Origin of the sequence: Polaromonas sp. LjRoot131 (assembly GCF_964252805.1) — a bacterium.
Taxonomy (GTDB): Bacteria; Pseudomonadota; Gammaproteobacteria; order Burkholderiales; family Burkholderiaceae_C; genus Polaromonas.
This window is the reverse complement of sequence record NZ_CAXUPF020000002.1, coordinates 459,501-480,216: the sequence shown is the minus strand read 5'-3', so window position 1 is coordinate 480,216 and position 20,716 is coordinate 459,501. Positions and strand designations below refer to the sequence as shown.

Annotated in this window: 22 protein-coding genes and 1 tRNA gene; 5 read left to right on the top strand and 18 right to left on the bottom strand. The window is 64.7% G+C overall.

Going from position 1 to position 20,716, the window contains the following annotated elements:
• Positions 1–92 precede the first annotated feature (92 nt).
• The 5 genes from ACSQ27_RS12820 to ACSQ27_RS12800 all read right to left on the bottom strand — a co-directional run bounded on the left by ACSQ27_RS12820 (position 93) and on the right by ACSQ27_RS12800 (position 6,006).
• On the bottom strand, positions 93–1,079 hold the full coding sequence (locus tag ACSQ27_RS12820) for an alpha/beta fold hydrolase (protein WP_436155877.1): 987 nt from the start codon (positions 1,077–1,079) through the stop codon (positions 93–95).
• 423 nt (positions 1,080–1,502) lie between these two features.
• Complete coding sequence (locus tag ACSQ27_RS12815; protein ID WP_436155876.1) at positions 1,503–2,396, bottom strand: SDR family NAD(P)-dependent oxidoreductase; 894 nt, start codon at positions 2,394–2,396, stop codon at positions 1,503–1,505.
• Positions 2,397–2,428: 32 nt separating this feature from the next.
• Complete coding sequence (locus ACSQ27_RS12810) at positions 2,429–3,610, bottom strand: acetyl-CoA C-acyltransferase (protein ID WP_436155875.1); 1,182 nt, start codon at positions 3,608–3,610, stop codon at positions 2,429–2,431.
• 107 nt (positions 3,611–3,717) lie between these two features.
• Positions 3,718–4,998 carry a CaiB/BaiF CoA transferase family protein gene (locus tag ACSQ27_RS12805; RefSeq protein ID WP_436155874.1) on the bottom strand — a complete coding sequence of 427 codons (1,281 nt, stop codon included), beginning with the start codon at positions 4,996–4,998 and terminating at the stop codon, positions 3,718–3,720.
• 30 nt (positions 4,999–5,028) lie between these two features.
• Positions 5,029–6,006, bottom strand: a complete 978-nt coding sequence (locus ACSQ27_RS12800) for a Bug family tripartite tricarboxylate transporter substrate binding protein (protein WP_436155873.1) — start codon at positions 6,004–6,006, stop codon at positions 5,029–5,031.
• A 96-nt stretch (positions 6,007–6,102) separates the two neighbouring features.
• On the opposite strand from ACSQ27_RS12800, the gene ACSQ27_RS12795 reads away from it, so the two are divergent.
• On the top strand, positions 6,103–7,035 hold the full coding sequence (locus ACSQ27_RS12795; RefSeq protein WP_436155872.1) for a LysR family transcriptional regulator: 933 nt from the start codon (positions 6,103–6,105) through the stop codon (positions 7,033–7,035).
• A gap of 13 nt (positions 7,036–7,048) precedes the next feature.
• Here the strand turns inward: ACSQ27_RS12795 and ACSQ27_RS12790 are convergent.
• Positions 7,049–7,124 (bottom strand) — tRNA-Arg (locus tag ACSQ27_RS12790).
• Between the two features lie 234 nt (positions 7,125–7,358).
• On the opposite strand from ACSQ27_RS12790, the gene ACSQ27_RS12785 reads away from it, so the two are divergent.
• A complete protein-coding gene (locus ACSQ27_RS12785; protein ID WP_436155871.1) occupies positions 7,359–8,225 on the top strand; it encodes a c-type cytochrome in 867 nt (288 codons plus the stop codon).
• 64 nt (positions 8,226–8,289) lie between these two features.
• On the opposite strand, the gene ACSQ27_RS12780 is transcribed toward ACSQ27_RS12785, so the two are convergent.
• The 4 genes from ACSQ27_RS12780 to ACSQ27_RS12765 are packed head-to-tail and all read right to left on the bottom strand — an operon-like array spanning position 8,290 to position 11,242.
• Positions 8,290–8,874: a DUF2946 family protein gene (locus tag ACSQ27_RS12780; protein WP_436155870.1), complete on the bottom strand. Its 585-nt coding sequence runs from the start codon at positions 8,872–8,874 to the stop codon at positions 8,290–8,292.
• A gap of 21 nt (positions 8,875–8,895) precedes the next feature.
• Entirely contained in the window at positions 8,896–9,882 is a 987-nt protein-coding gene (locus ACSQ27_RS12775; protein WP_436155869.1) for a YheT family hydrolase, read from the bottom strand.
• Between the two features lie 24 nt (positions 9,883–9,906).
• Positions 9,907–10,353 carry a YybH family protein gene (locus tag ACSQ27_RS12770; protein WP_436155868.1) on the bottom strand — a complete coding sequence of 149 codons (447 nt, stop codon included), beginning with the start codon at positions 10,351–10,353 and terminating at the stop codon, positions 9,907–9,909.
• 40 nt (positions 10,354–10,393) lie between these two features.
• The gene (locus tag ACSQ27_RS12765; protein ID WP_436155867.1) at positions 10,394–11,242 is read right to left on the bottom strand and encodes a hypothetical protein; all 849 of its coding nucleotides are present in this window, start codon (positions 11,240–11,242) and stop codon (positions 10,394–10,396) included.
• Between the two features lie 44 nt (positions 11,243–11,286).
• Between ACSQ27_RS12765 and ACSQ27_RS12760 the strand changes: the two genes are divergently transcribed.
• From ACSQ27_RS12760 to ACSQ27_RS12750, 3 genes are read left to right on the top strand one after another with little or no spacing between them, the layout of a single operon-like run.
• Positions 11,287–11,889, top strand: a complete 603-nt coding sequence (locus ACSQ27_RS12760; RefSeq protein ID WP_436155866.1) for a LemA family protein — start codon at positions 11,287–11,289, stop codon at positions 11,887–11,889.
• Between the two features lie 18 nt (positions 11,890–11,907).
• The gene (locus ACSQ27_RS12755) at positions 11,908–12,834 is read left to right on the top strand and encodes a TPM domain-containing protein (protein WP_436155865.1); all 927 of its coding nucleotides are present in this window, start codon (positions 11,908–11,910) and stop codon (positions 12,832–12,834) included.
• Positions 12,835–12,838: 4 nt separating this feature from the next.
• Positions 12,839–13,381: a TPM domain-containing protein gene (locus tag ACSQ27_RS12750; protein ID WP_436155864.1), complete on the top strand. Its 543-nt coding sequence runs from the start codon at positions 12,839–12,841 to the stop codon at positions 13,379–13,381.
• A 481-nt stretch (positions 13,382–13,862) separates the two neighbouring features.
• Here ACSQ27_RS12750 and ACSQ27_RS12745 read toward each other — a convergent pair whose 3' ends face one another.
• The 8 genes from ACSQ27_RS12745 to atpB form a co-directional block, all read right to left on the bottom strand.
• On the bottom strand, positions 13,863–14,279 hold the full coding sequence (locus ACSQ27_RS12745) for a F0F1 ATP synthase subunit epsilon (RefSeq protein WP_436155863.1): 417 nt from the start codon (positions 14,277–14,279) through the stop codon (positions 13,863–13,865).
• 123 nt (positions 14,280–14,402) lie between these two features.
• Positions 14,403–15,809 (bottom strand): F0F1 ATP synthase subunit beta, encoded by a 1,407-nt coding sequence (gene atpD, locus ACSQ27_RS12740; RefSeq protein WP_436155862.1) that lies wholly within the window; start codon positions 15,807–15,809, stop codon positions 14,403–14,405.
• A gap of 57 nt (positions 15,810–15,866) precedes the next feature.
• Positions 15,867–16,733 (bottom strand): F0F1 ATP synthase subunit gamma, encoded by an 867-nt coding sequence (gene atpG, locus ACSQ27_RS12735; protein ID WP_074578722.1) that lies wholly within the window; start codon positions 16,731–16,733, stop codon positions 15,867–15,869.
• A 65-nt stretch (positions 16,734–16,798) separates the two neighbouring features.
• Complete coding sequence (gene atpA / locus ACSQ27_RS12730; RefSeq protein ID WP_411884717.1) at positions 16,799–18,352, bottom strand: F0F1 ATP synthase subunit alpha; 1,554 nt, start codon at positions 18,350–18,352, stop codon at positions 16,799–16,801.
• Positions 18,353–18,414: 62 nt separating this feature from the next.
• A complete protein-coding gene (locus tag ACSQ27_RS12725) occupies positions 18,415–18,945 on the bottom strand; it encodes a F0F1 ATP synthase subunit delta (RefSeq protein ID WP_436155861.1) in 531 nt (176 codons plus the stop codon).
• 12 nt (positions 18,946–18,957) lie between these two features.
• Positions 18,958–19,428: a F0F1 ATP synthase subunit B gene (locus tag ACSQ27_RS12720; protein ID WP_436155860.1), complete on the bottom strand. Its 471-nt coding sequence runs from the start codon at positions 19,426–19,428 to the stop codon at positions 18,958–18,960.
• A gap of 74 nt (positions 19,429–19,502) precedes the next feature.
• Positions 19,503–19,766 carry a F0F1 ATP synthase subunit C gene (gene atpE, locus ACSQ27_RS12715; RefSeq protein ID WP_007868969.1) on the bottom strand — a complete coding sequence of 88 codons (264 nt, stop codon included), beginning with the start codon at positions 19,764–19,766 and terminating at the stop codon, positions 19,503–19,505.
• Between the two features lie 72 nt (positions 19,767–19,838).
• Positions 19,839–20,711, bottom strand: coding sequence for a F0F1 ATP synthase subunit A (gene atpB, locus ACSQ27_RS12710; protein ID WP_436155859.1), 873 nt, complete (start codon positions 20,709–20,711; stop codon positions 19,839–19,841).
• Positions 20,712–20,716 lie beyond the last annotated feature (5 nt).

Here is a 20,716-nt window from a genome sequence, read left to right as displayed (position 1 = left end):
TCTTGTTGTTGTGTTTGCGCCTGTGGTGCGCGTCGGCTCTCTTTTGTGTCCCTGTTTTTCTTTGGCTTTTCCCTGTTTGTCTCAGCTCTTCGCTAGTTGCCGGCGGCCGGGAAAATTTTTGCGGCGACGTCGCGTGACTCAAAAATGTCAGCCGCCTCGTGGCCCGCCTGCGGCACGACCATGACTTCGCGCGTCACGGGTGTCTGCCACTTCCGGGCCAGGAATTGCTCGTAGCGCAGGTAGTTCCTGTGCCGGTCCAGCCGGTCCGTGCCCTGCATGGCGGCGCCGCAGGATTTGTCGAGCGACTCGTAGGCGGGGTCGTTGTCGTCCGCGCCCACCAGATAAAGGACCTTGCGCGCCGCATAACGCTTGAACAGCTGCTCGCCGTCCAGGCCCTGGCCATAAGGAACCATGTTGGCCAGGCCGTAACGGAAGTTGTTGTAGCCGGGGCACAGGATGCTGTTCACCGGCTTGAAGTCCCCGCCCTCGGGACGGCTGGCGTCCAGGTACAGGTAGGAAGACGGGCTGGAGACCACGTAGCGCACGCGGATGCCCGCCTTGCGCAACGCCTCCTCGCTGTTGTTCAGCACGGCGTACCGCTGCATCAGCTGCCCGCCGGCCGAGTGGCCGATGAAGACGATTTCCTTGAGCACGGGGAAACGCTGGCCCGTGACCAGGTAGCGGGCGATGTCGTCCAGCACGCCGCAGGAGTTGATGGCCTCCTTGCCGCGGGAGTCCTGGCACTGCATCCAGTTGCCGCCGCGCCAGAGCGGGATCTTGCTGTCCGGCGACGGGTCCGACGCCGTCAGGAAATGCGGCACCAGCAGCAAGGTGCTGGAGGCATCGAGTTGCGCGGCCCGGAGCAGCCCCTGGCCCACGCCAAAGTAGCGGTCGGCATCGCGCTGCACGCCATGCACAAAAACAACTGCGCGGCGGATGCCGGCGTCCGGCCGGCGCATGTCGAGGTTGGAATAGACGGCAAAGGGATAGGCGGCGCCCGCGGTTTCGAGGTCGATCACCTGCTCACGGGGCGGTTCGCCGGCAGCCTTGTCGGCTGCGGCGAAGAGACGCGCACACAACAGAGCCAGGCCCATTGCCACGGCTACTTGTAACCATCTATTGCGAATGCACGTCATATCGAATCCCGCCTTGTCGAAAAAGTCGGATCGAAAAGGCTTGACGCGTTGTGCGCAGATGCTGGCTCTGGCATATGCACACAAATGGATTACAAATCCAGCGTTCCTTCGCGACCTTCTGGCTGGCTACGGGAAAGGCGGTTTGTAACAACCTGCAAATCCCGGCGCCGTTTTTCGCGATTCTAGGAACGCATTTGCAGCATGTAAAATATCTTGATTCGGGCTATTGGATACTTTTAAAGTATTCAGAATGGATGCCCTTCACCCTCCAGCCACCCGCCGCGAGGCCTGCCCCACGCCGCGGGAATCGCCCCAAACCCGTACGACCGGCTCGCCGTCCCAGGCTTTTGGCAGGGTGCTCCGGCCCTAGGCCTGCGCGGCCTTAGCCTTGGCCACCTCGTGCCTCAGCTGGTCGAAACCGGTCGCCGGCACGGTCTCTGCCTGGCGGTCGGCGATGTCGCTGAACCTCATCATCAGCGCCTCGGGATGGCACTCCCCGGCGGAAAGAAAGATGCCCTGGGTCATGGTGATGTTGGCCTGCTCAAAACTGCCGGCGCCCGCCAGCAAGGTCATACGGGTCGGGGCATCATCGGCGACCAGGGCCACCAGGCCCGGGCTTACCGCCTCCGGCGCCAGCAGGGCGAGGTCTTCCACCGTGAGCAAGTCCTCGGTCATGGCCGTCGCGGCAGTGGGTGCAAGGCAGTTGACGCGCACGTTGTGGCGCTCACCTTCCAGCGCCAGAGTTTGCATCAGCCCCACCAGCGCCATCTTGGCCGCGCCGTAATTGGCCTGGCCGAAGTTTCCGTACAGGCCGGACGACGAGGACGTCATCACGATGCGGCCGTACTGCTGCTCGCGCATCAGGTTCCAGACCGCATGGGTGCAATGCACCGCGCCCATGAGGTGAACCTCCATCACGAGCCGGAAATCGTCGAGGCTCATCTTGGCAAAACTTTTGTCGCGCAGGATGCCGGCGTTGTTGACCAGGATGTCGACACGGCCCCAGCGCGCGACGGCGGCCTTGACCATCAGCGCGACCTGGACGGGGTTGGTGACGTCCACGTCGATGGCAAAGGCGGCGCCGCCCAGGGCCTCAATGGCTTTCACCACAGCGTCGGCGGGCGAGCCCGGCGTGCCGGCGCCTATGTCGCTGACCACGACGCGGGCGCCGTGGCGCGCGAGCTCCAGCGCATGCGCCCGGCCCAGCCCCCGGCCGGCGCCCGTGACGATGGCGACCTTGTTATGCAGCAGTTTTGTCATTTCGTTTCTCTTTCCATGCTTTGATAAAAAAATCAGGCGACTTCAAACAGGCCCGCGGCACCCATGCCGCCGCCCACACACATGGCGACCACCACGTAGCGGACGCCGCGCCGTTTTCCTTCGATGAGCGCGTGGCCGGCCAGGCGCGCGCCCGTCATGCCGTAGGGGTGGCCTATGGACACACTTCCGCCGTTGACGTTGTAGGCCTCCGGGTCTATGCCCAGATGGTCGCGGCAATACAGCGCCTGGCAGGCGAATGCCTCGTTGAGTTCCCACAGACCGATGTCGTCGATGCCGAGGCCGTGTAGCTTGAGAAGTTTCGGGATCGCATACACGGGCCCGATTCCCATCTCTTCCGGCGCCGTGCCGGCCACGGCCATGCCGCGGTAAATGCCCAGCGCGTTCAAGCCCTTTTGCTGCGCGAGCTTGCCGCTCATGAGGACACAGGCGCTGGCGCCATCGGACAACTGGCTCGCGTTGCCGGCGGTGACAGTGCCGCCATCAACGACCGGTTTCAGGGCGGCCAGGGATCCGGCCGTGGTACCGGGCCGGTTGCCTTCATCGCGGTTAAAGATGACGTTCTCGGCAACAGCATCCTCGCCGGGCACGGCCCTCAGCATCGTCGCTTCTATCGGCACGATCTCCGCGAGGAAACGCCCCTCGGCCTGCGCCCGCGCCGTGCGTTGCTGCGACAGCAGCGCGTAGGCGTCCTGCGCCTCGCGCGATATGCGGTATTTCGCAGCGACGTGTTCGGCCGTCAGCAGCATGGACATATAGGCGTGCGCTTCGAACTTCGTGACCCGTGGATCCTGCTCGGCCTGCATCCACTCGAAGTAGCGGTTCTGCACCTGGGAAATGTTCTCCTGCCCGCCGGCGACCAAGACCTCCATGCCGTCGACCATGATCTGCTTGGCGGCCGTGGCGATCGCCATGAGGCCGGACGCGCACTGGCGGTCCACGGTCTGGGCACTGACGATGTTGGGCAAGCCGGCCGCGATGACCGCCTGCCGCGCGATGTTGGAGGCTGCCGTGCCCGCCGTGAGCACCGAGCCGATGACCGCGTCGTCGATGCGGCCGGGCTCAATGCCGGCTCTCTGCACCGCATGGCGGATGGCATGCGCCATCAGGGCCGGTGACTTGATGTTGTTCAAAGAACCGCGAAAGGCCTTGCCTATGGGCGTGCGGGCCGTGGAAACGATGACAGCGTCGATCATGGATAAGTTCTGTGAGGGTTGAATCGGTGCGGCCGTGCCCCTCCCCTGCGCGGGAAGCCACGCGCCGGGCGGATGCGCGCTCGGGTGGTCAGGCGCTCAGCGCGGCTTCACGCGGCGACACGCGACAGCGACGCAGGAGGTGCCGTGGGCGCCGCAGAGGTGGCACGGACCACACCGGCGCGGGCCAGTGCCGCGACGGCCTCCGTTCCCACGCCGATTTCAGAGAGCAGTGCCTGCGTGCTTTGCCCCAGCGACTCGGCGCCCCGCGCGCTGGGCCCGCCTTCGTCGGCGTAGCTGAAGCCCAGGCCGCGTGTGCGCACTTCCCGCTGCTGCTGCGAAAAGCGGAAGTCCGGCAAGCCAAGGCGGCCGCTGCCGTCGGTTTCGCGCAGGAATTCGCCCAGCCTGCGCACGCGGGCGGCCGGCACGCCGGCGGCGTTCAGCCGCGTTTCCAGGTCGGCGGCTTGCCGGTTGGCGAATGCCGCGCGCAGCCGGCCGATCACATAATCGGCATCCCGCGGGACAACAAAACCCCGGCCCGGCGCATTGAAGGCCTCGAGGTCCAGCGCGCGCGCGTCTTCGCAGAGCTCCTCCATGCCGAGCGTCGCGGCGAGTTTTCGGAACTGCTGCGGCGTGTTGGCCGCGACAGCCAGCCAACCGTCCGAGCATTGGTAGGTGTCCGCCGCCGGGCTGCCGGTGTAACCCCGGTTGCCGATGCGCCGGGGTTCGGTGCCGTCGGTCAGGAAGGCGCTCGCGTTCGGGTACATCAGCATCAGCGAGGCCTGCACCATGGAGGCATCGATGTACTGGCCCGCACCGTCGCGTGCGCGGCGGTGCAGCGCGGAGACGATGGACAGCGCCCCCAGCATGCCCACCGCCACGTCGATCACCGGGAAACCGACCTTGAGCGGCGGCGCATCCGGGTGTTCGCCCGACATCATCATCATGCCGGTCAGCGCCTGCACCACGTGGTCGTAGGCGCCGCGCCCGGACCATTCGCCTTCCTGGCCGTAGCCGGAAATCGAGCAATAAACGATGTCGGGCTTGATGGCCTTGATGGCCTCGAAATCAAGCCCATACCTGGCCACCACACCGGGGCGGAAATTCTCGATGAAGACATCCGCCGTCAGCGCCAGGGAGCGCAGCATCTCCGCGCCTTCCGGCGAGCGGATGTCCAGGGCCAGGGAGCGCTTCCCGGCATTCAGGGCGACGAAGCCGGTGGGCGTGTCCCCCTCGCTCGCGTTCTTGCCGGTCCGCATGACTTCGCCGCCGTCCGGCGGCTCGATCTTGATGACCTCCGCACCCATCTGCGCGAGGTAGAAGGAGGCCAGGGGGCCGGCGATGACGTGCGACAGGTCGAGCACACGAACGCCTTCCAGCGGTTTTGACATTTTTCTTGCTCTCTTTTGTGGGCTTGTTTTTTAACTCGCGGTGATACCGGTGAGCTTGATGATCTCGGCCCATTTGCGGTATTCGCTGCGGACAAAAGCCGCGTCGGCCTGCGGGCTGTCGCTGTAGACCACCCGGTTGCCCGCGGCTTCAAACTGGGTTTTGATCGCCGGGTCCGCCAGGGCGCGCACGGTGGAGGCATAAAGCTTCGCGGCCACTTCGGGTGACGCCTTGGCGGGCAGCCAGAAGCCAAACCAGAACTCCTGCACGGTGAGTTCGTTGCGCATGGCCTCGTTGAGTGTCGGCACGTTGGGCAATTCCTTCAGGCGCGCGGCCGACGTGACGGCCAGGGCGCGCAACTTGCCGCCCTTGACCTGGGGAATCGCCGTGCCGGCGATCGCAAAGGCAAACGCCGTGTCGCCGCGCAGCAATGAAAGCGGAATCTCGACCGAACCCTTCAGGGGAATGTGCGTGGCCTGCGCGCCGCTCAAGGACAGCAAGGTCGCGCCGCCCAGGTGCGCGGCCGAGCCTATGCCGCCCGAGCCGTAGTTCATCTTCCCCGGGTTCGCGAGCAGCGCCGCCACCAGGTCTTCGACCTTGCGGTAAGGCGAGTTGTCGGCCACGACCAGCACGCTGGGCGAGGTGCCGATCAGCGTGACCGGCATGAAATCGCCGACCGGGTCAAATTTGAGCGAGGGCTGCAGGGCTTTCTGGATCAGGTGCGAATTCGATCCCAGCAGCACGGTATAGCCATCGGCCGGCTGCTGCGCGACATACTGCGCAGCCAGCACGCCACCCGCGCCGACCTTGTTCTCGACCACGATGGCCTGGCCCAGCACCTCGCCCAGTTTGGGGCCCAGTTGCCGCGCCAATATGTCCGGCCCGCCACCCGCGGCATAGGGCACAACGACACGCACGAGTTTGTTGGGATAGGAAGCATCGGCGCGCGCGGCGGGCGACGCGAACAAGGCGGCGGAACAGGCGCTGAGGCAAAACGATCGGCGGTCCATGGTTGTCTCCTTTTGTGGTTTTCCCGAAGGATAGGACTACCGCAGGATATCTAAAAGTGATATCTTTTCAGTGATTGATTACTTTAGGTTATCGCTATGTCCGCAGCTCCCTCACAAGTTGACCACCTGGTGGCGCGCCTGCGCTTTAGGCACCTGCGGCTCATCACCGAACTGCAGCGCGACGGCAGCCTGCGCGCCGCGGCGCAAACACTGAACCTGACCCAGCCCGCCGTGAGCAAGGCGCTCGGTGAGATTGAAAGCGCTTTCGGGTTCGCGCTGTTCACACGCACGGCGCGCGGCGTCACACCGACCGCCCAGGGCGCCATCGCGATCCGCGGTGCGGCACTGCTGCTGCAGGAGCTGGCCCACTTGCGCAGCGAAGCGCAGGCCGGCGAACACGCGGCCGCGATCATCCGCATAGGCGCGCCGCCGTTTGTGGCCCAGGGCTACCTGCCCAAGGTGCTGGCCAGGCTGGCCCAGCGCGACCCACCGGTGCGCGTCCACTTGTTAGAGGAACGTGTGCCTGTGCTGATCCAGGCCTTGCTGCAAGGCGAGGTGGATGCGCTGGTCACCAGCCATCCCATGCAGATGCCCGAAGCCGGGCCCGCGGCCCTGCGCTTTGAAAGATTGTTCGAGGTGGAGTTCAGCGTCATCGCGCCGCCCGGGCACCCGCTCACGCGCGCGCGCAAGGTCGACTGGCAGCAACTCGCGCGCGAACCCTGGGTGATGCCCGCCAAAACCTCGATGGCACGGCGCGTGATGGAGGAAAGTTTTATGCGGGCCGGCGCCGTCCCGCCGCTGCCGGTCATCGAATCCACCAGCCCAGTGACCAACGTGCAACTGGTCGCCGCCGGCGCCGGCCTGAGCATCGCACCAACCACCACCTCGCGCCACGCGCAAAGCCTGGGGCAGGTCAAGTCACTGAAGGTGTCGCCGGCGATTCCGCCGTCGCCTGTGGAGCTGATTTATCGTGGCGCGGTGGCGAACCCCCGGGTGGAATTGCTGCGCGAGGCGCTGGGGTTGCGCTGAGGCAAACAGATGTTGGTGCGGCTGGCGGGGATCGAACCCACGACCCTTGGCTTCGGAGGCCAATACTCTATCCACTGAGCTACAGCCGCAACGCTGGAAACGGTTTGCGCCGGAATTCGCGGCCCGATGGGCGCGAAATCAGGGCGATTTGCATCGCGCGGGCGGTTTACGCCGCGCAACGTGCCCGATTCTACCAGCCGGCCGCGGCGCCCCCCGGGCTCCGCAAGGCCCCAGTTATAATGTGAGGTTGCTGAGCAAGCGCTGTACAGGCGCGCCCCACCAATACGCGATAGCCCCCCGATTTTTAGTTTTTTGAGGACGCCATGAGCGCAAACGACCACACCACGGCCCACGAAGAAGCCCACACTGGCCCGATCAAGACGCCCCAGCAACTGCTGGCAGCGGTTTTTTTCTCTTTTGTCGTCCCCGTTTTCGCCATCATCGGCCTGGTTTATTACGTCGCCTCGGCCAACAAGCCTGCCGCCGGCGCCGACGAAGATGCCAAGGCCGTCGCCCAGCGCATCCAGAAAATCGGTTCGGTTGAAATCCGCGATGCAAACCGCCCCCTCAAGTCCGGCGAAGAAGTCTACAAAGCCGTGTGCGTGAGCTGCCACGCCACGGGCGCCGCCGGCTCACCGAAGTTCGGCGACGCGGGCGCCTGGGCCCCACGCATCAAGACCGGCTTCGACGCGCTCTGGCATTCGGCCCTCAAGGGCAAGGGCAGCATGCCTGCCCAGTCGGGCGGCGACTTTGACGACACCGAAATCGGCAAGGCCGTGGTGTACATGACGGCTGCCGCCGGCGGCAAGTTCGCCGAACCCAAAGCGCCTGCCGCTGCAGCCTCGGCGCCTGCCGACGCAACAGCCGCTGCCGCCCCGCCGGCAGACGTGGTGGCCGCCCTGGCCGCCGCCAACAAAGGCGCCGCACCCGCTGCAGCACCGGCCACCGCCGCTGGCGCCGTCCCCGCGCTGTACGGCCAGGTGTGCGCCGCCTGCCACGTAGCAGGTGTGGCCAACGCCCCCAAGCTGGGCGACAAGGCCGCCTGGGCCCCGCGTGTGGCCGCCGGCGTCGATGCACTGACCGCCAGCGCCATCAAGGGCAAGGGCGCGATGCCTCCCAAGGGTGGCTCCTCAGCCTCCGATAGCGAGATCAAGGCCGTGGTGCAGTACATGGTCAACGCCGCCAAATAAGCGGCTCGCCTCCTCCATCAAAAAGCCGGTCACTGACCGGCTTTTTTTGTATCTCCCGCAAATGTCAAACGGCGGCGGGCGGCTGCTTTTCGTTCAAGGCCTGCGGGCTGCGCACATACCCAAAGCGCGCCGGCAAATCACGGGCGGGATATTCCTCGGGCACCCACAGGCCCTGCTCCACCGCGTCGGCGGCATGCGTCATGTCCTGGGTGTGGACCAGGCCGAAGCCCAGGTCGGTTTCCAGGTAGACGCGGCCCGCTTCATCGACGATGCAGCGCTGGGTGCGCGCGGGCGTGCCGGTATGCGATGTAACCGCAAACGAAGGTGCTGGACCGATGCGCCAGACCAGCGGTGTAGCTTCAAGCTCCACATACACGCGTTGCGGGCCGTTCTGGAAAAACCAGCGGCCGGCGGCGTCGCTCTCGTAATTGCGCTGGATGAAATCGATCAGCTTGTCGTGCTTGAGCAGCGAGCCCTTGGCGGCCTTGTTGCGCGCGGTATCGGCGCCGGGAACACCGCTGAAAGGCCCGGCGGCCTGGGCCCTGTCGTCGCGCATATACCAGTTGCCGCGCGCGTCCAGCCCGAGCCAGCCGTAGCAGTCGGGAACGTTGGGCCATTTGGCGATCGCTTGTCGAACTATGTCGTCCATGGCCCTATTTTGCCCCCCGGCCTATAACTGCGCCGCCAGAAAGGCGGTGACGGCGTCGGGCATGGCGCGCACATGGCCGGGGAAGGGCGCGGAGGGAAAGCCCACATGGCCGCCCTGGGCCGGCTGCCACAGCGTGACATGAGGGCCGGCTTCCGCGGCCTGCGGCAGGCTGGACGCCGGCACAAAGGGATCGTTGAGCGCGTTCAAGGCCAGCGCGGGCACGGCGATCCGGTGCAGGTGCGGCTTGGCGGAGGCCCGCGACCAGTAGTCGTCGGCGTCCTTGAAGCCGTGGACGGGCGCGGTGAAGACGTTGTCGAAAGCGTACAGGTCGCGCGCGGCCAGCAGTCGGTCGCGGTCGAACAGCCCGGGGTGCTGCTCGAGCTTCAGCAAGGCTTTGGGCACCATGGTCTTGAGGAACATGCGGGTGTAGACCTGGCGGTTGAAACCCCGGCCTATGGCCCAGCCGCTGGCGGCGAGGTCCAGCGGCGAACACACGGAGGCGATGCCGGCGACGACCTGCCGGGCCTCGGCGCCCATCTCGCCGGCCCAGCGCATCAGCGCGTTGCCGCCCAGGGAGATGCCGACGGCCATCAACGGCCCGCTGCGCTGGCCCGCGAAGCGCCGCAGTATCCAGTCGATCTCGGCGAAATCGCCCGAGTGGTAGGCGCGCGGCGCGAGGTTGAGCTCGCCAGAGCAGCCGCGGAAGTGCGGAATCGCGCAGGCCCAGCCGCGTTCGCGCGCGGCGTCGGCAAGCGCTTCGGCGTAGTGGCTGGCGGAGGAGCCTTCAAGGCCGTGGAACACCACCAACAAGGGCTTTTGCGCGGGGCTTGTGTCATCAGCCGAATCGCCGGTGACCAGCCAGTCGACGTCAACAAAATCCTCATCCGGCGTTGTCCACCGCTCACGGCGGAACACCGGCTGCGGGCCCAGGAAGCGGCGCGAGCGCAAGGCGGCCCAGATGGTTTGCAGGTTGCCGCCCGGGAGCCACCAGGGCGCGGCATAGTTCATGGCGGGTTCCACGCGCAGGCCCGGTCAGTGAAGAACGGTGGGTGTTTCCGACACTTCCTGCATTTCGCGCGGCGTGCCGGGACTGGCATGGTGGGCCACCAGGCGCCAGCCCTGTGCGGTCTTGTGGTACACGTTGGTGGCGATGACGTAGGCGTGGCGCGGGCCCTCTTCGGTCAGCACCTCGATGCGCTCGAGCACGCTGTGCACGCTGGCGCTCATGGTTTCGACCTTGCGCACCTTGATGGCCTGCGCGCGTATGGTGCCGTTGGAGAACATCGCGTCAAACGTCGCGCGTATGGCCGCCGGCCCGACCAGCCGGGCGCCCCCCGGGTGCACGCAGACGATGTCGTCATCGTCGCCCCAGCAGGCCATGAGCTTTTCAATGTCGCCGCTTTGCAGCGCCTCGTAAAAAGCCGCTTCGATGTCATCGGCGTTGCCGGTGCTGGCGGGCGGGACTCTGGGTTTGGGCATGGAGGCAATCAAAAGGGTTCGGGCAAGGGGGTCGCCGGCGTCAATCCTGCCCGGCATTTGGTGTTGAATTCTGCGCGGGATTGCGCGCCGCAGCAAGCCAGGCCCGGACCACGCCTTGCATGCTGCCGCCGCCCAAGCGCCCGCCGCCGCTCTGGTTGGCCTGCCACAGCAACTCCGGCGCGGCCACATGGGTGCCGGGCGGCAAGGCCTGCAGCGCGGCATCGACAAACTCGGCGAGCTTGGCGGGCCGCACCGGCTGCTCGGCCTGGGGGATCATGAACTTGAGGGTGGACAGCATCCAGGCTGCGACCTTCTCCAGAAAGTTCTTCCCCGCAGCGTCCTGCGCCTTGCGCGCCGAGCGCACCAGCAGCAGGCGTTCAAAACCCAGGGCGGCGACGGCCTGCTCGTCGAGATTGGCCAGGCCGCGCTTGAGTGCGTCGGGCAGGCGCCCGGTGGCATGCGGCACCACCACGACCAGGGTCTGCACGCCGCATCGCTTGAACCACTGCGCCAGCGCGGGCAACTCTGAAGGCGCCGGCGTCCAGAGCGTGCGCTCACGTCCGTAATACATGCGCGGCGGCTCGAACATGACCAGCCCGGTATGCGCCGGCTGCGGCCTGGCGGCCCATTGCGCTATCGGCAAGGGTGCACCCGTCAGCGCGATGCCGACGCCTGACAGCCCGGTCGCCATGGCTTCGGTGGCCAGCACTTCGGTGTGCGCATAGCGGCCGCTGCCGGCCAGGCGGCGCAGCACCTCGTTGCCCAGCACGCCGGCGGCGCCGGCCACCAGCAGGCGCGGCTTGCCGGGGGCGGCGGGTACGGGGCGCATCGCGGACTGCAGGGCCTGCAGCGGGTTGCCCGCGGCGGAAGGCTGGGAAGGAAAGGACATTCGACTATGTTAGTGTTGCGGCTTGCATTTTCGGAGGCACCGACATGACGATATCCCGCTTTTTGACATTCACCTTCGCGGCTCTGCTGGGCCTGCTGCTCACGGGCTGCGGCTACAACGACTTCCAGCGCCTGGACGAGCAGAGCAAGTCGGCCTGGTCCGAGGTCCTGAACCAGTACCAGCGCCGCGCCGACCTGGTGCCCAACATCGTCGCCACGGTCAAGGGCGAAGCCCAGTTTGAGCAGGACACGCTGACCAAGGTGGTGGAAGCGCGCGCCAAGGCGACTTCCATCCAGGTGACGCCCGAAACCCTGAACGACCCGGCGGCCTTCCGCAAATTCCAGGCGGCGCAGGGCGAGCTCGGCGGCGCGCTGAGCCGCCTCATGGTGGTCAGCGAGCGCTACCCCGACCTCAAGGCCAACCAGGGCTTCCGCGACCTGCGCGTACAGCTCGAAGGCACCGAGAACCGCATCACCGTGGCGCGCAACCGTTACATCCAGACCGTGCAGGAATACAACGTGCTCGCGCGCAGCTTTCCGAGCAACCTGACGGCCATGGTCTTCGGCTACCAGGTCAAGCCCAACTTCTCGGTGCAGAACGAGGCGCAGATCTCCACGCCGCCGGTGGTGGACTTCAACAAGAAATAAAACGCAGCGGACCCGGCTGTGCAGCGACCCGCGCGACTCCTTCACCGCGGCACCCTGCTGGTGCTGGGCCTGCTGCTGGCCGCCTGGCTGCCGCTGGCGGCCTGGGCGCAGGGCGGCGTGCAGGCGGTGCCGGCGCTGACGGCCCATGTCATGGACAGCACCGGCACGCTGGATGCCGCGCAGCGCGAGGCGCTCGAAGCCAAACTCACGGCGTTTGAACAAAGCCGGGGCGCGCAGATTGTGTTCCTCATCGTGCCGACGACACAGCCGGAAGACATCGCCGCCTACGCGCAGCGCGTGGGCGACAGCTGGAAGATTGGCCGCAAGGGCATCGGCGACGGCCTCCTGTTGGTGGTGGCCAAAAATGACCGCAAGGTGCGCATCGAAACCACCAAGGCGCTGGAAGGCGCGATCCCCGACCTGGCGGCGCGCCAGGTCATAGACACGGCCGTCACACCGCGCTTCAAGCAGGGCGACTTCGCCGGCGGGCTCACCGCCGCGGCCGACCAGCTTATTGCGCGGATCAGCGGCGAAAACCTGCCCGCGCCTGAACAGGGCGGCAGCGGCAACGAGGGTTTTGAATGGACGGACCTGGCCGTCTTCCTGTTTTTTGCCGTGCCGATAGGCGGGCGAATTGCGGCCATGGTCCTGGGACGCAAATTCGGCTCCCTGGCCACCGGCGGCGTGGTCGGCGTGCTGGCCTGGATTTTCACCAGCAGCCTGATCGTGGCCGGCCTGGCCGTCCTGGTGGGCACGGTGTTCGCGCTGGTCGCCAGCCTGGGCGCGCTGGGCAGCGGCGGACGCTCCTCGGGCGGCTGGACCAGCGGGGGTGTGGGCAGCGGCGGTGGCGGCTGGAGCGGCGGCAGCAGCAGCAGTGATGGCGGCGGCTTCAACAGCGGTGGTGGTGGCGATTTTGGCGGTGGCGGCGCCTCGGGAGACTGGTAGGCACATGCTCAACAAACTCAAAACCATCCTCAAGCATCTCTGGCTCGACACATCGGACGCCAGGCGCGCCATTCCGCCCGACATGCTGGAACGGCTCACGCGGCGCGTGGCGGCCAGCGAACGGCGCCACAGCGGCGAAATCCGTATCTGTGTGGAGGCGTCCCTGCCAATGAGCTATCTGCGGCGGCTGGGCGATCGGTTGCCCATTCCCGTCCTCACGCGCCAGCGCGCGGTCACGATGTTCGGCAAGCTGCGGGTCTGGGACACCGAGCACAACAACGGCGTGCTGATTTATGTGCTGCTGGCCGAGCGTGCGATCGAGATCGTCGCGGACCGCGGCGTGGCGCGGCAGGTGCGCCCGGATCAATGGCAGGCCATGGTGGCCCGCATGGCGGCTGCCTTCCGCGAGCAGCGTTATGAAGACGGGCTGACGCAGGCGCTGGAAGAAACTTCTGCGGTGCTGATGGAGCACTTCGCGATGGATGACTCGCAAGAGGGCGTGGGGACGAATTCCAACGAATTACCTGATACGCCGCTGCTGCAGTAAGGGCTTGGATAAGAGCCACTCACAAAACCCAGCGAAGCGGTCCTGGCTAGACGCGTCGCCGCAGACAGTGCACCTGCACGGCAAGGCGGCGCAACAACGCCAGGGGGCTTTTGAGGGGCTTCGCCCTCAAGGCGACAGCAGGACGCCTAGTACAAATAGTGCCGTCAGCACGACCAGCACCCGCCGCACCCACGTCATGCGCGAACGCTTCCCCCTGCGGTGCGGTGAAAGTTCATCCCCCCATGTCAGACTGTCCAGTGCGCTGTCCATAGCCCCACCTCGTTGCTTGGTTTGAAATCCTGTGCCAACGATAAGGCGGGGCTGGGCTCGCCGGCTGTCATTTAGCGTGTCGAGTTGTTATTTGCAGCGTTTGCGCAACAGCATGAGCGCTAAAGGCCTACCGGCCGCGTGCCGCCCACAAAAAAGCCCCTGGCTTTCGGCAGGGGCTTGATGCGACCCGGCGGAACCGGAGGCTTGTGTGTTACTTCTTCTGGCGATACTTGCGCAAGGCGGCGATCTGCGCGGCCATGACGGCGAGTTCAGACTGGGCCATGGCGATGTCGATGTCGCTCTTGGCGTTCTTCAGCGCTTCCTCGGCAGCAGCCTTGGCTTCGCTGGCCTTGGCTTCGTCCAGGTCCTTGCCGCGGATGGCGGTGTCGCTCAACACCGTCACGCAGTTGGGCTGCACTTCGAGCAGGCCGCCGGCCACGAAGACGAACTCTTCCGTGCCGTCGGCTTTTTCAATGCGCACGGCACCCGGCTTGATGCGGGTGATCAGCGGCGTGTGGCGCGGGTAAATGCCCAGTTCGCCAGCCTCGCCGGGCAATGCCACGAACTTGGCTTCGCCCGAGAAGATGGACTCTTCTGCGGATACGACGTCGACGTGAATGGTGCTCATCTTTTTACTCCTTGAAAAAAGTCGGGCTAAAGCAAGTAAGCGGCTGTCTGGCTAGGCGGCGCGCGGAAATGTGCAAGTGCACATTGAGCACGCCAACAACGCCAGGCGGCCGGTTACGCCGCTTTAGGCGACTTTTTTGGCTTTTTCGAAGGCTTCGTCGATCGTCCCGACCATGTAGAAAGCCTGTTCCGGCAGGTGATCGCACTCACCAGACACAATCATCTTGAAGCCGCGAATCGTTTCGGCCAGGCTGACGTACTTGCCGGGCGAACCGGTAAACACTTCAGCGACGTGGAAAGGCTGCGACAGGAAACGCTGGATCTTGCGCGCGCGGGCCACGGCCAGCTTGTCTTCAGGGGCCAGTTCGTCCATACCCAGAATCGCGATGATGTCGCGCAGTTCCTTGTAGCGCTGCAGCGTGCCCTGCACGGCGCGGGCCGTTGCGTAGTGGTCTTCACCGACGACGTTCGGGTCCAGCTGGCGGCTGGTGGAGTCGAGCGGGTCGACCGCAGGGTAGATACCCAGCGAGGCGATGTCACGCGAGAGCACCACGGTGGAGTCCAGGTGGGCGAAGGTGGTGGCGGGCGACGGGTCGGTCAAGTCATCGGCAGGGACGTAAACGGCCTGGATGGAAGTGATGGAGCCGACCTTGGTGGAGGTAATACGCTCTTGCAGGCGGCCCATTTCTTCGGCCAGCGTCGGCTGGTAGCCCACGGCGGAAGGCATACGGCCCAGCAGCGCGGACACTTCGGTACCGGCCAGGGTGTAGCGGTAGATGTTGTCCACGAAGAACAGCACGTCGCGGCCTTCGTCACGGAAGGATTCAGCGATCGTCAGGCCGGTCAGCGCGACGCGCAAACGGTTTCCTGGGGGCTCGTTCATCTGGCCGTAGACCATGGCCACTTTGGATTCGCCGAGGTTCTCGAGGTTCACGACGCCGGAGTCGGCCATCTCGTGGTAGAAGTCATTGCCTTCGCGGGTACGCTCACCCACACCGGCGAACACGGACAAACCCGAGTGCGCCTTGGCGATGTTGTTGATCAGCTCCATCATGTTCACGGTCTTGCCGACGCCGGCGCCGCCGAACAGGCCCACCTTGCCGCCCTTGGCGAAGGGGCAAACCAGGTCAATCACCTTGATGCCGGTTTCCAGCAGTTCCTGCGATGGCGAGAGTTCGTCATAAGCAGGCGCCTTGCGGTGGATAGGGGCGGTCAGGGTCTGGTCGACCGGGCCGCGCTCGTCGATGGGCGCGCCCAGCACGTCCATGATGCGGCCCAGCGTGGCCTTGCCCACGGGAACCGTGATGTTGGCGCCGGTGTTGTACACCATGTTGCCGCGGCGCAGGCCGTCGGAGGTGCCCAGCGCGATGGTGCGCACGATGCCGTCGCCCAGCTGCTGCTGGACTTCCAGCGTCAGCGCGGAGCCTTCCATTTTCAGCGCGTCATAGATCTTGGGCATCTGGTCGCGCGCGAATTCCACGTCAACCACCGCACCAATACACTGAACAATCTTGCCTTGAGCTTGAGCCATGATTGAATCCTCTTTCGTTTCTAACGTTTCTTTAAATCTGGAATCGGCTGTGGCGGCTTAAACCGCAGCAGCACCGGCAACGATTTCCGAAAGTTCTTTCGTGATCGCCGCTTGACGCGTTTTGTTGTAAACCAGCTTGAGCTCGCCGATCACGCTGCCGGCGTTGTCGGTGGCGGCCTTCATGGCCACCATGCGGGCGGACTGCTCGGATGCCATGTTCTCGGCGACCGCCTGGTAAACCAGTGCTTCCACGTAGCGAACCAGCAGGTCGTCAATCACCGTCTGCGCGTCGGGCTCGTAGATGTAGTCCCAGCCATGCTGGTCCTTGTCGGCTTGCAGGTGCGCCGCAGTCAGCGGCAGCAGCTGTTCGACCACCGGTTCCTGGCGCATGGTGTTGATGAACTTGGTGTACGACAGGTACACCGCGTTGATCTTGCCTTCGGCGTACGCGTCGAGCAGCACCTTGACGGGGCCGATCAGCTTTTCCAGGTGCGGCTTGTCGCCGAGCTGGGTCGCGTGCGACACCACCTTGGCGCCGACACGGTTGAGAAAACCGAGGCCCTTGTTGCCGATGGCGACCGCCCTCGCGTCATGGCCGGCGGCTTGCACTTCCTTGAGCTTGGCCGTCACGGCGCGCAGCACGTTGGTGTTCATGCCGCCGCACAGGCCCTTGTCGGTGGTCACCACGATGAACCCGGTGGCCTTGGCGTCGTTGGACTCCATGAACGCGTGGGTGTATTCGGGGTTGGCCTGACTCAGGTTGGCCGTGATGTTGCGGATCTTGTCGCTGTAAGGACGGGCAGCGCGCATCCGCTCCTGCGCCTTGCGCATCTTGGAGGCGGCCACCATCTCCATGGCCTTGGTGATCTTCTTGGTGTTTTCCACCGATTTGATCTTGCCGCGTATTTCCTTGCCTGCTGCCATATGGATTCCTAAGGGGTTCCTGAGGGTTGCTTAATTACTTGCCTTGACGATGAAGCCGGGCGAGATCAGGCAAACGACTTCTTGAACTCGGCCACGGCCGTGTTCAGTTCAGCCTCAGCATCCTTGTCCATGGCCTTGTTGGCTTCGAGCTTGGCCATCAGGGCCGCGTTCTTGTCCTTCAGGTAGGCGTGCAGGCCGTGCTCGAAAGCCAGGACCTTCTTGACTTCCACGTCGTCCATGAAGCCCTTGTTCACGGCGAACAGCGTGGCGGCCATGTTGGAGATGGACAGGGGCGAGTACTGGGCCTGCTTGAGCAGTTCGGTCACGCGGGCGCCGCGGTCCAGCTGCTTGCGGGTGGCTTCGTCCAGGTCGGAAGCGAACTGCGCGAAGGCAGCCAGTTCACGGTACTGGGCCAGGTCGGTACGGATACCGCCGGACAGGTTCTTGATCAACTTGGTCTGGGCTGCACCACCGACGCGCGACACCGAGATACCGGCGTTGATGGCGGGGCGGATACCGGCGTTGAACAGGCTGGTTTCCAGGAAGATCTGGCCGTCGGTGATCGAGATCACGTTGGTCGGAACGAAAGCGGACACGTCGCCGGCCTGCGTTTCGATGATGGGCAGCGCGGTCAGCGAACCGGTCTTGCCTTTGACCGCACCCTTGGTGAAGTCTTCAACATACTTCTCGTTCACGCGGGCTGCGCGCTCGAGCAGGCGGCTGTGCAGATAGAACACGTCGCCGGGATAGGCTTCGCGGCCTGGCGGACGGCGCAGCAGCAGCGAAACCTGGCGGTAGGCCACGGCCTGCTTGGACAAATCGTCATACACGATCAGCGCGTCTTCGCCGCGGTCGCGGAAGTATTCGCCCATGGTGCAGCCGGAGTAGGCGCTGACGTATTGCATGGCGGCCGACTCGGAAGCGGAAGCCGCCACGACGATGGTGTATTCCATGGCGCCGGCTTGTTCCAGCGAGCGCACCACGTTCTTGATCGAAGAAGCCTTCTGGCCGATCGCGACGTAGACGCAGGAAACGCCCTTGCCCTTCTGGTTGATGATGGCGTCGATGGCCACGGCCGTCTTGCCGGTCTGGCGGTCGCCGATGATCAGTTCGCGCTGGCCGCGGCCGACGGGCACCATGGAGTCGATGGACTTCAGGCCGGTCTGCAGGGGCTGGTCGACGGATTTACGGGCGATCACGCCGGGCGCGACCTTTTCGATCACGTCGGTGAGCTTGGCGTTGATTGGGCCCTTGCCGTCGATGGGCTGGCCCAGGGCGTTCACCACGCGGCCGAGCAGCTCGGGGCCGACAGGCACTTCCAGGATGCGGCCCGTGCACTTGACGGTGTCGCCTTCGGCGATGTGTTCGTATTCACCCAGGATCACGGAACCGACCGAGTCGCGCTCGAGGTTCAGTGCCAGGCCGTAGGTGGGGGTGCCGTCGGCGGTTGCGGGGAATTCCAGCATTTCGCCCTGCATCACGTCGGACAGGCCGTGGATGCGGACGATACCGTCGGTGACGGACACCACGGTGCCCTGGTTGCGGATGTCGCTGCTGCCGGTCAGGCCTTCGATACGGCTCTTGATCAGTTCAGAAATTTCTGCGGGATTGAGTTGCATGACTCTTTCCTTCTTTCTATGTTTGTTGGCTTAAAACCTGCGGATGGCGCCTGGGCACCGGCTCAGGAGATCAGCGCCACTTTCATTTGCTCTAAACGGGCTTTGACCGAGGTGTCCAGCACCTCGTCACCCACCACGACTCGCACGCCCCCGATCAGGGCCGGCTCCAGCTCAACCTGGAGGTTGAGCTTCTTGCCAAAACGTTTTTCCAGCGTTGCCGACAGGCCGGCCAGCGCCGCGCCGTCGAGCGCGAAAGCGCTGTAGACGGTCGCGTCGGACGAACCGCTCTGCGCATTTTTCAGGACACGGAACTGCGCGGCGATTTCCGGCAGGACGCCGAGGCGGCCGTTCTCGATCACTGTGCGCAGGAAGTTTTTCGCGGCGTCCGGCAGCTTGGTCTTGGCAACGCCCGAAATCACGTCGAACGCCTGCGCCGAAGTGACGCCGGGGTTGCCGGCGAACTGCTGCAGCTGCGCATTGGCAGCGATGGCGGCCAGCTCGTCGAGCCAGACGGCGGTGCCGCCCAGGTCGGAGCCGGAGGCCTTGAACAGCGCTTCAGCGTAGGGACGGGCAATGGTGGCTAGTTCTGCCATGTTGATGCTCGCTTAGAGTTCGGTCTTCAGGCGGCCCAGCAAGTCAGCATGCACACCGGCATTGACTTCCTTGCGCAGAATCTGCTCGGCGCCCTTGACGGCCAGCGCTGCCACCTGCTCGCGCAGGGCTTCGCGTGCCTTGACGGCTTGCTGCTCGGCTTCGACCTTGGCGGCGGCAATGATCTTGCCGCCTTCTTCGGTGGCCTTGGCCTTGGCTTCTTCGATCAGGGCCTGGCCCCGGCGCTCGGCTTCAGCCAGGCGCACGGCCGCTTCGTTGCGCGACTTGGCCAGCTCTTCTTCCACGCGCTTGTTGGCGACGGAGAGTTCGGATTTGGCTTTGTCGGCAGCAGCAAGGCCGTCAGCGATTTTTTTTGCGCGCGCGTCCAGGGCCGCCGCAATGGGTGGCCACACAAACTTCATCGTGAACCCGACCAAAATCAGGAACACGATCAGCTGGACAATTAGGGTACCGGTAATGCTCACTGCTCATCCTTTCCCTTGGGGCCCAGCCAAAAGCCGGCCCGAAGGAATGACATTCTTGGGGCTTTGATCAATGCTTACTTGGGCAGGTTGGCGATTTGCGCCAGGAAGGGGTTGGCGGTGGCGAACCACAGCGCGATACCCGTGCCGATAATGAAAGCGGCGTCGATCAGACCGGCCAGCAGGAACATCTTGGTCTGCAGTTCGCCCATCAGCTCAGGCTGGCGTGCAGCTGCTTCGAGGTATTTGCTGCCCATGATGCCGATGCCGATACAAGCGCCGACTGCGCCCAGGCCAATGATGAGGCCGGCGGCCAGAGCGACAAAACTAATAACTTCCATGATGACTCCTTAGGACTTGGTTACGAGAGAAAAACAGAAACGAAAAACGGGAATGACTTATCTGGTATCTGATCAGTGGTGATCGTGCGCCTGGCCGATGTACACCAGGGTCAGCATCATGAACACGAAGGCTTGCAGCGTGATGATCAGGATGTGGAAAATCGCCCAGGCCGAGCCCGCGATGATGTGGCCGATGGCCAGTCCGATGCCGGTTGCCGAGAGCGACCAGGCGCCGCCCATCAGGGCGATCAGCAGGAAAATCAGTTCGCCGGCATACATGTTGCCGAACAGTCGCATGCCGTGGGAGACCGTCTTGGCGACGAACTCGATGACCTGCATCAGGAAGTTGAAGGGGTACAGCGCCCAGTGGTTGCCGAAGGGCGCGGTGAACAGTTCGTGGATCCAGCCGCCCACGCCCTTGATCTTGACGTTGTAGACCAGGCAGGTGATCAGCACGCCCATGGACAGGCCCATGGTGATGGAAAGATCGGCGGTGGGCACCGAACGCATATAGGCGTGGTGCGCGTCATGGCCGGCGACGCCGTAAATCCAGGCCCAGATGACCGGCAGCAGGTCGACCGGCAGCAAGTCCATGGCGTTCAGCAGGAAAATCCAGACAAACACGGTCAGGGCCAGCGGCGCGACAAGCTTGCGGCTTTCGGCGTTGTGCACGATGCCCTTGGCCTGCGCGTCGACCATTTCAACGAGGATTTCAACCGCGGCCTGGAAACGGCCGGGAACGCCGGAGGTGGCCTTGCGGGCGGCCTTCCAGAGCAGGAAACATCCGATCACACCCAGCAGGATGGTGAAGATGGTGGAGTCGATATTGATGACGCTCAGATCGAACGGGCCAACAAGTTCCTTGTTGCGCCAGTGCGTCAGGTGGTGAACGATGTATTCACCAGCGGTTGGACCGCCATGTCCAGCAGCATTCTCAGCAGCCATTTATT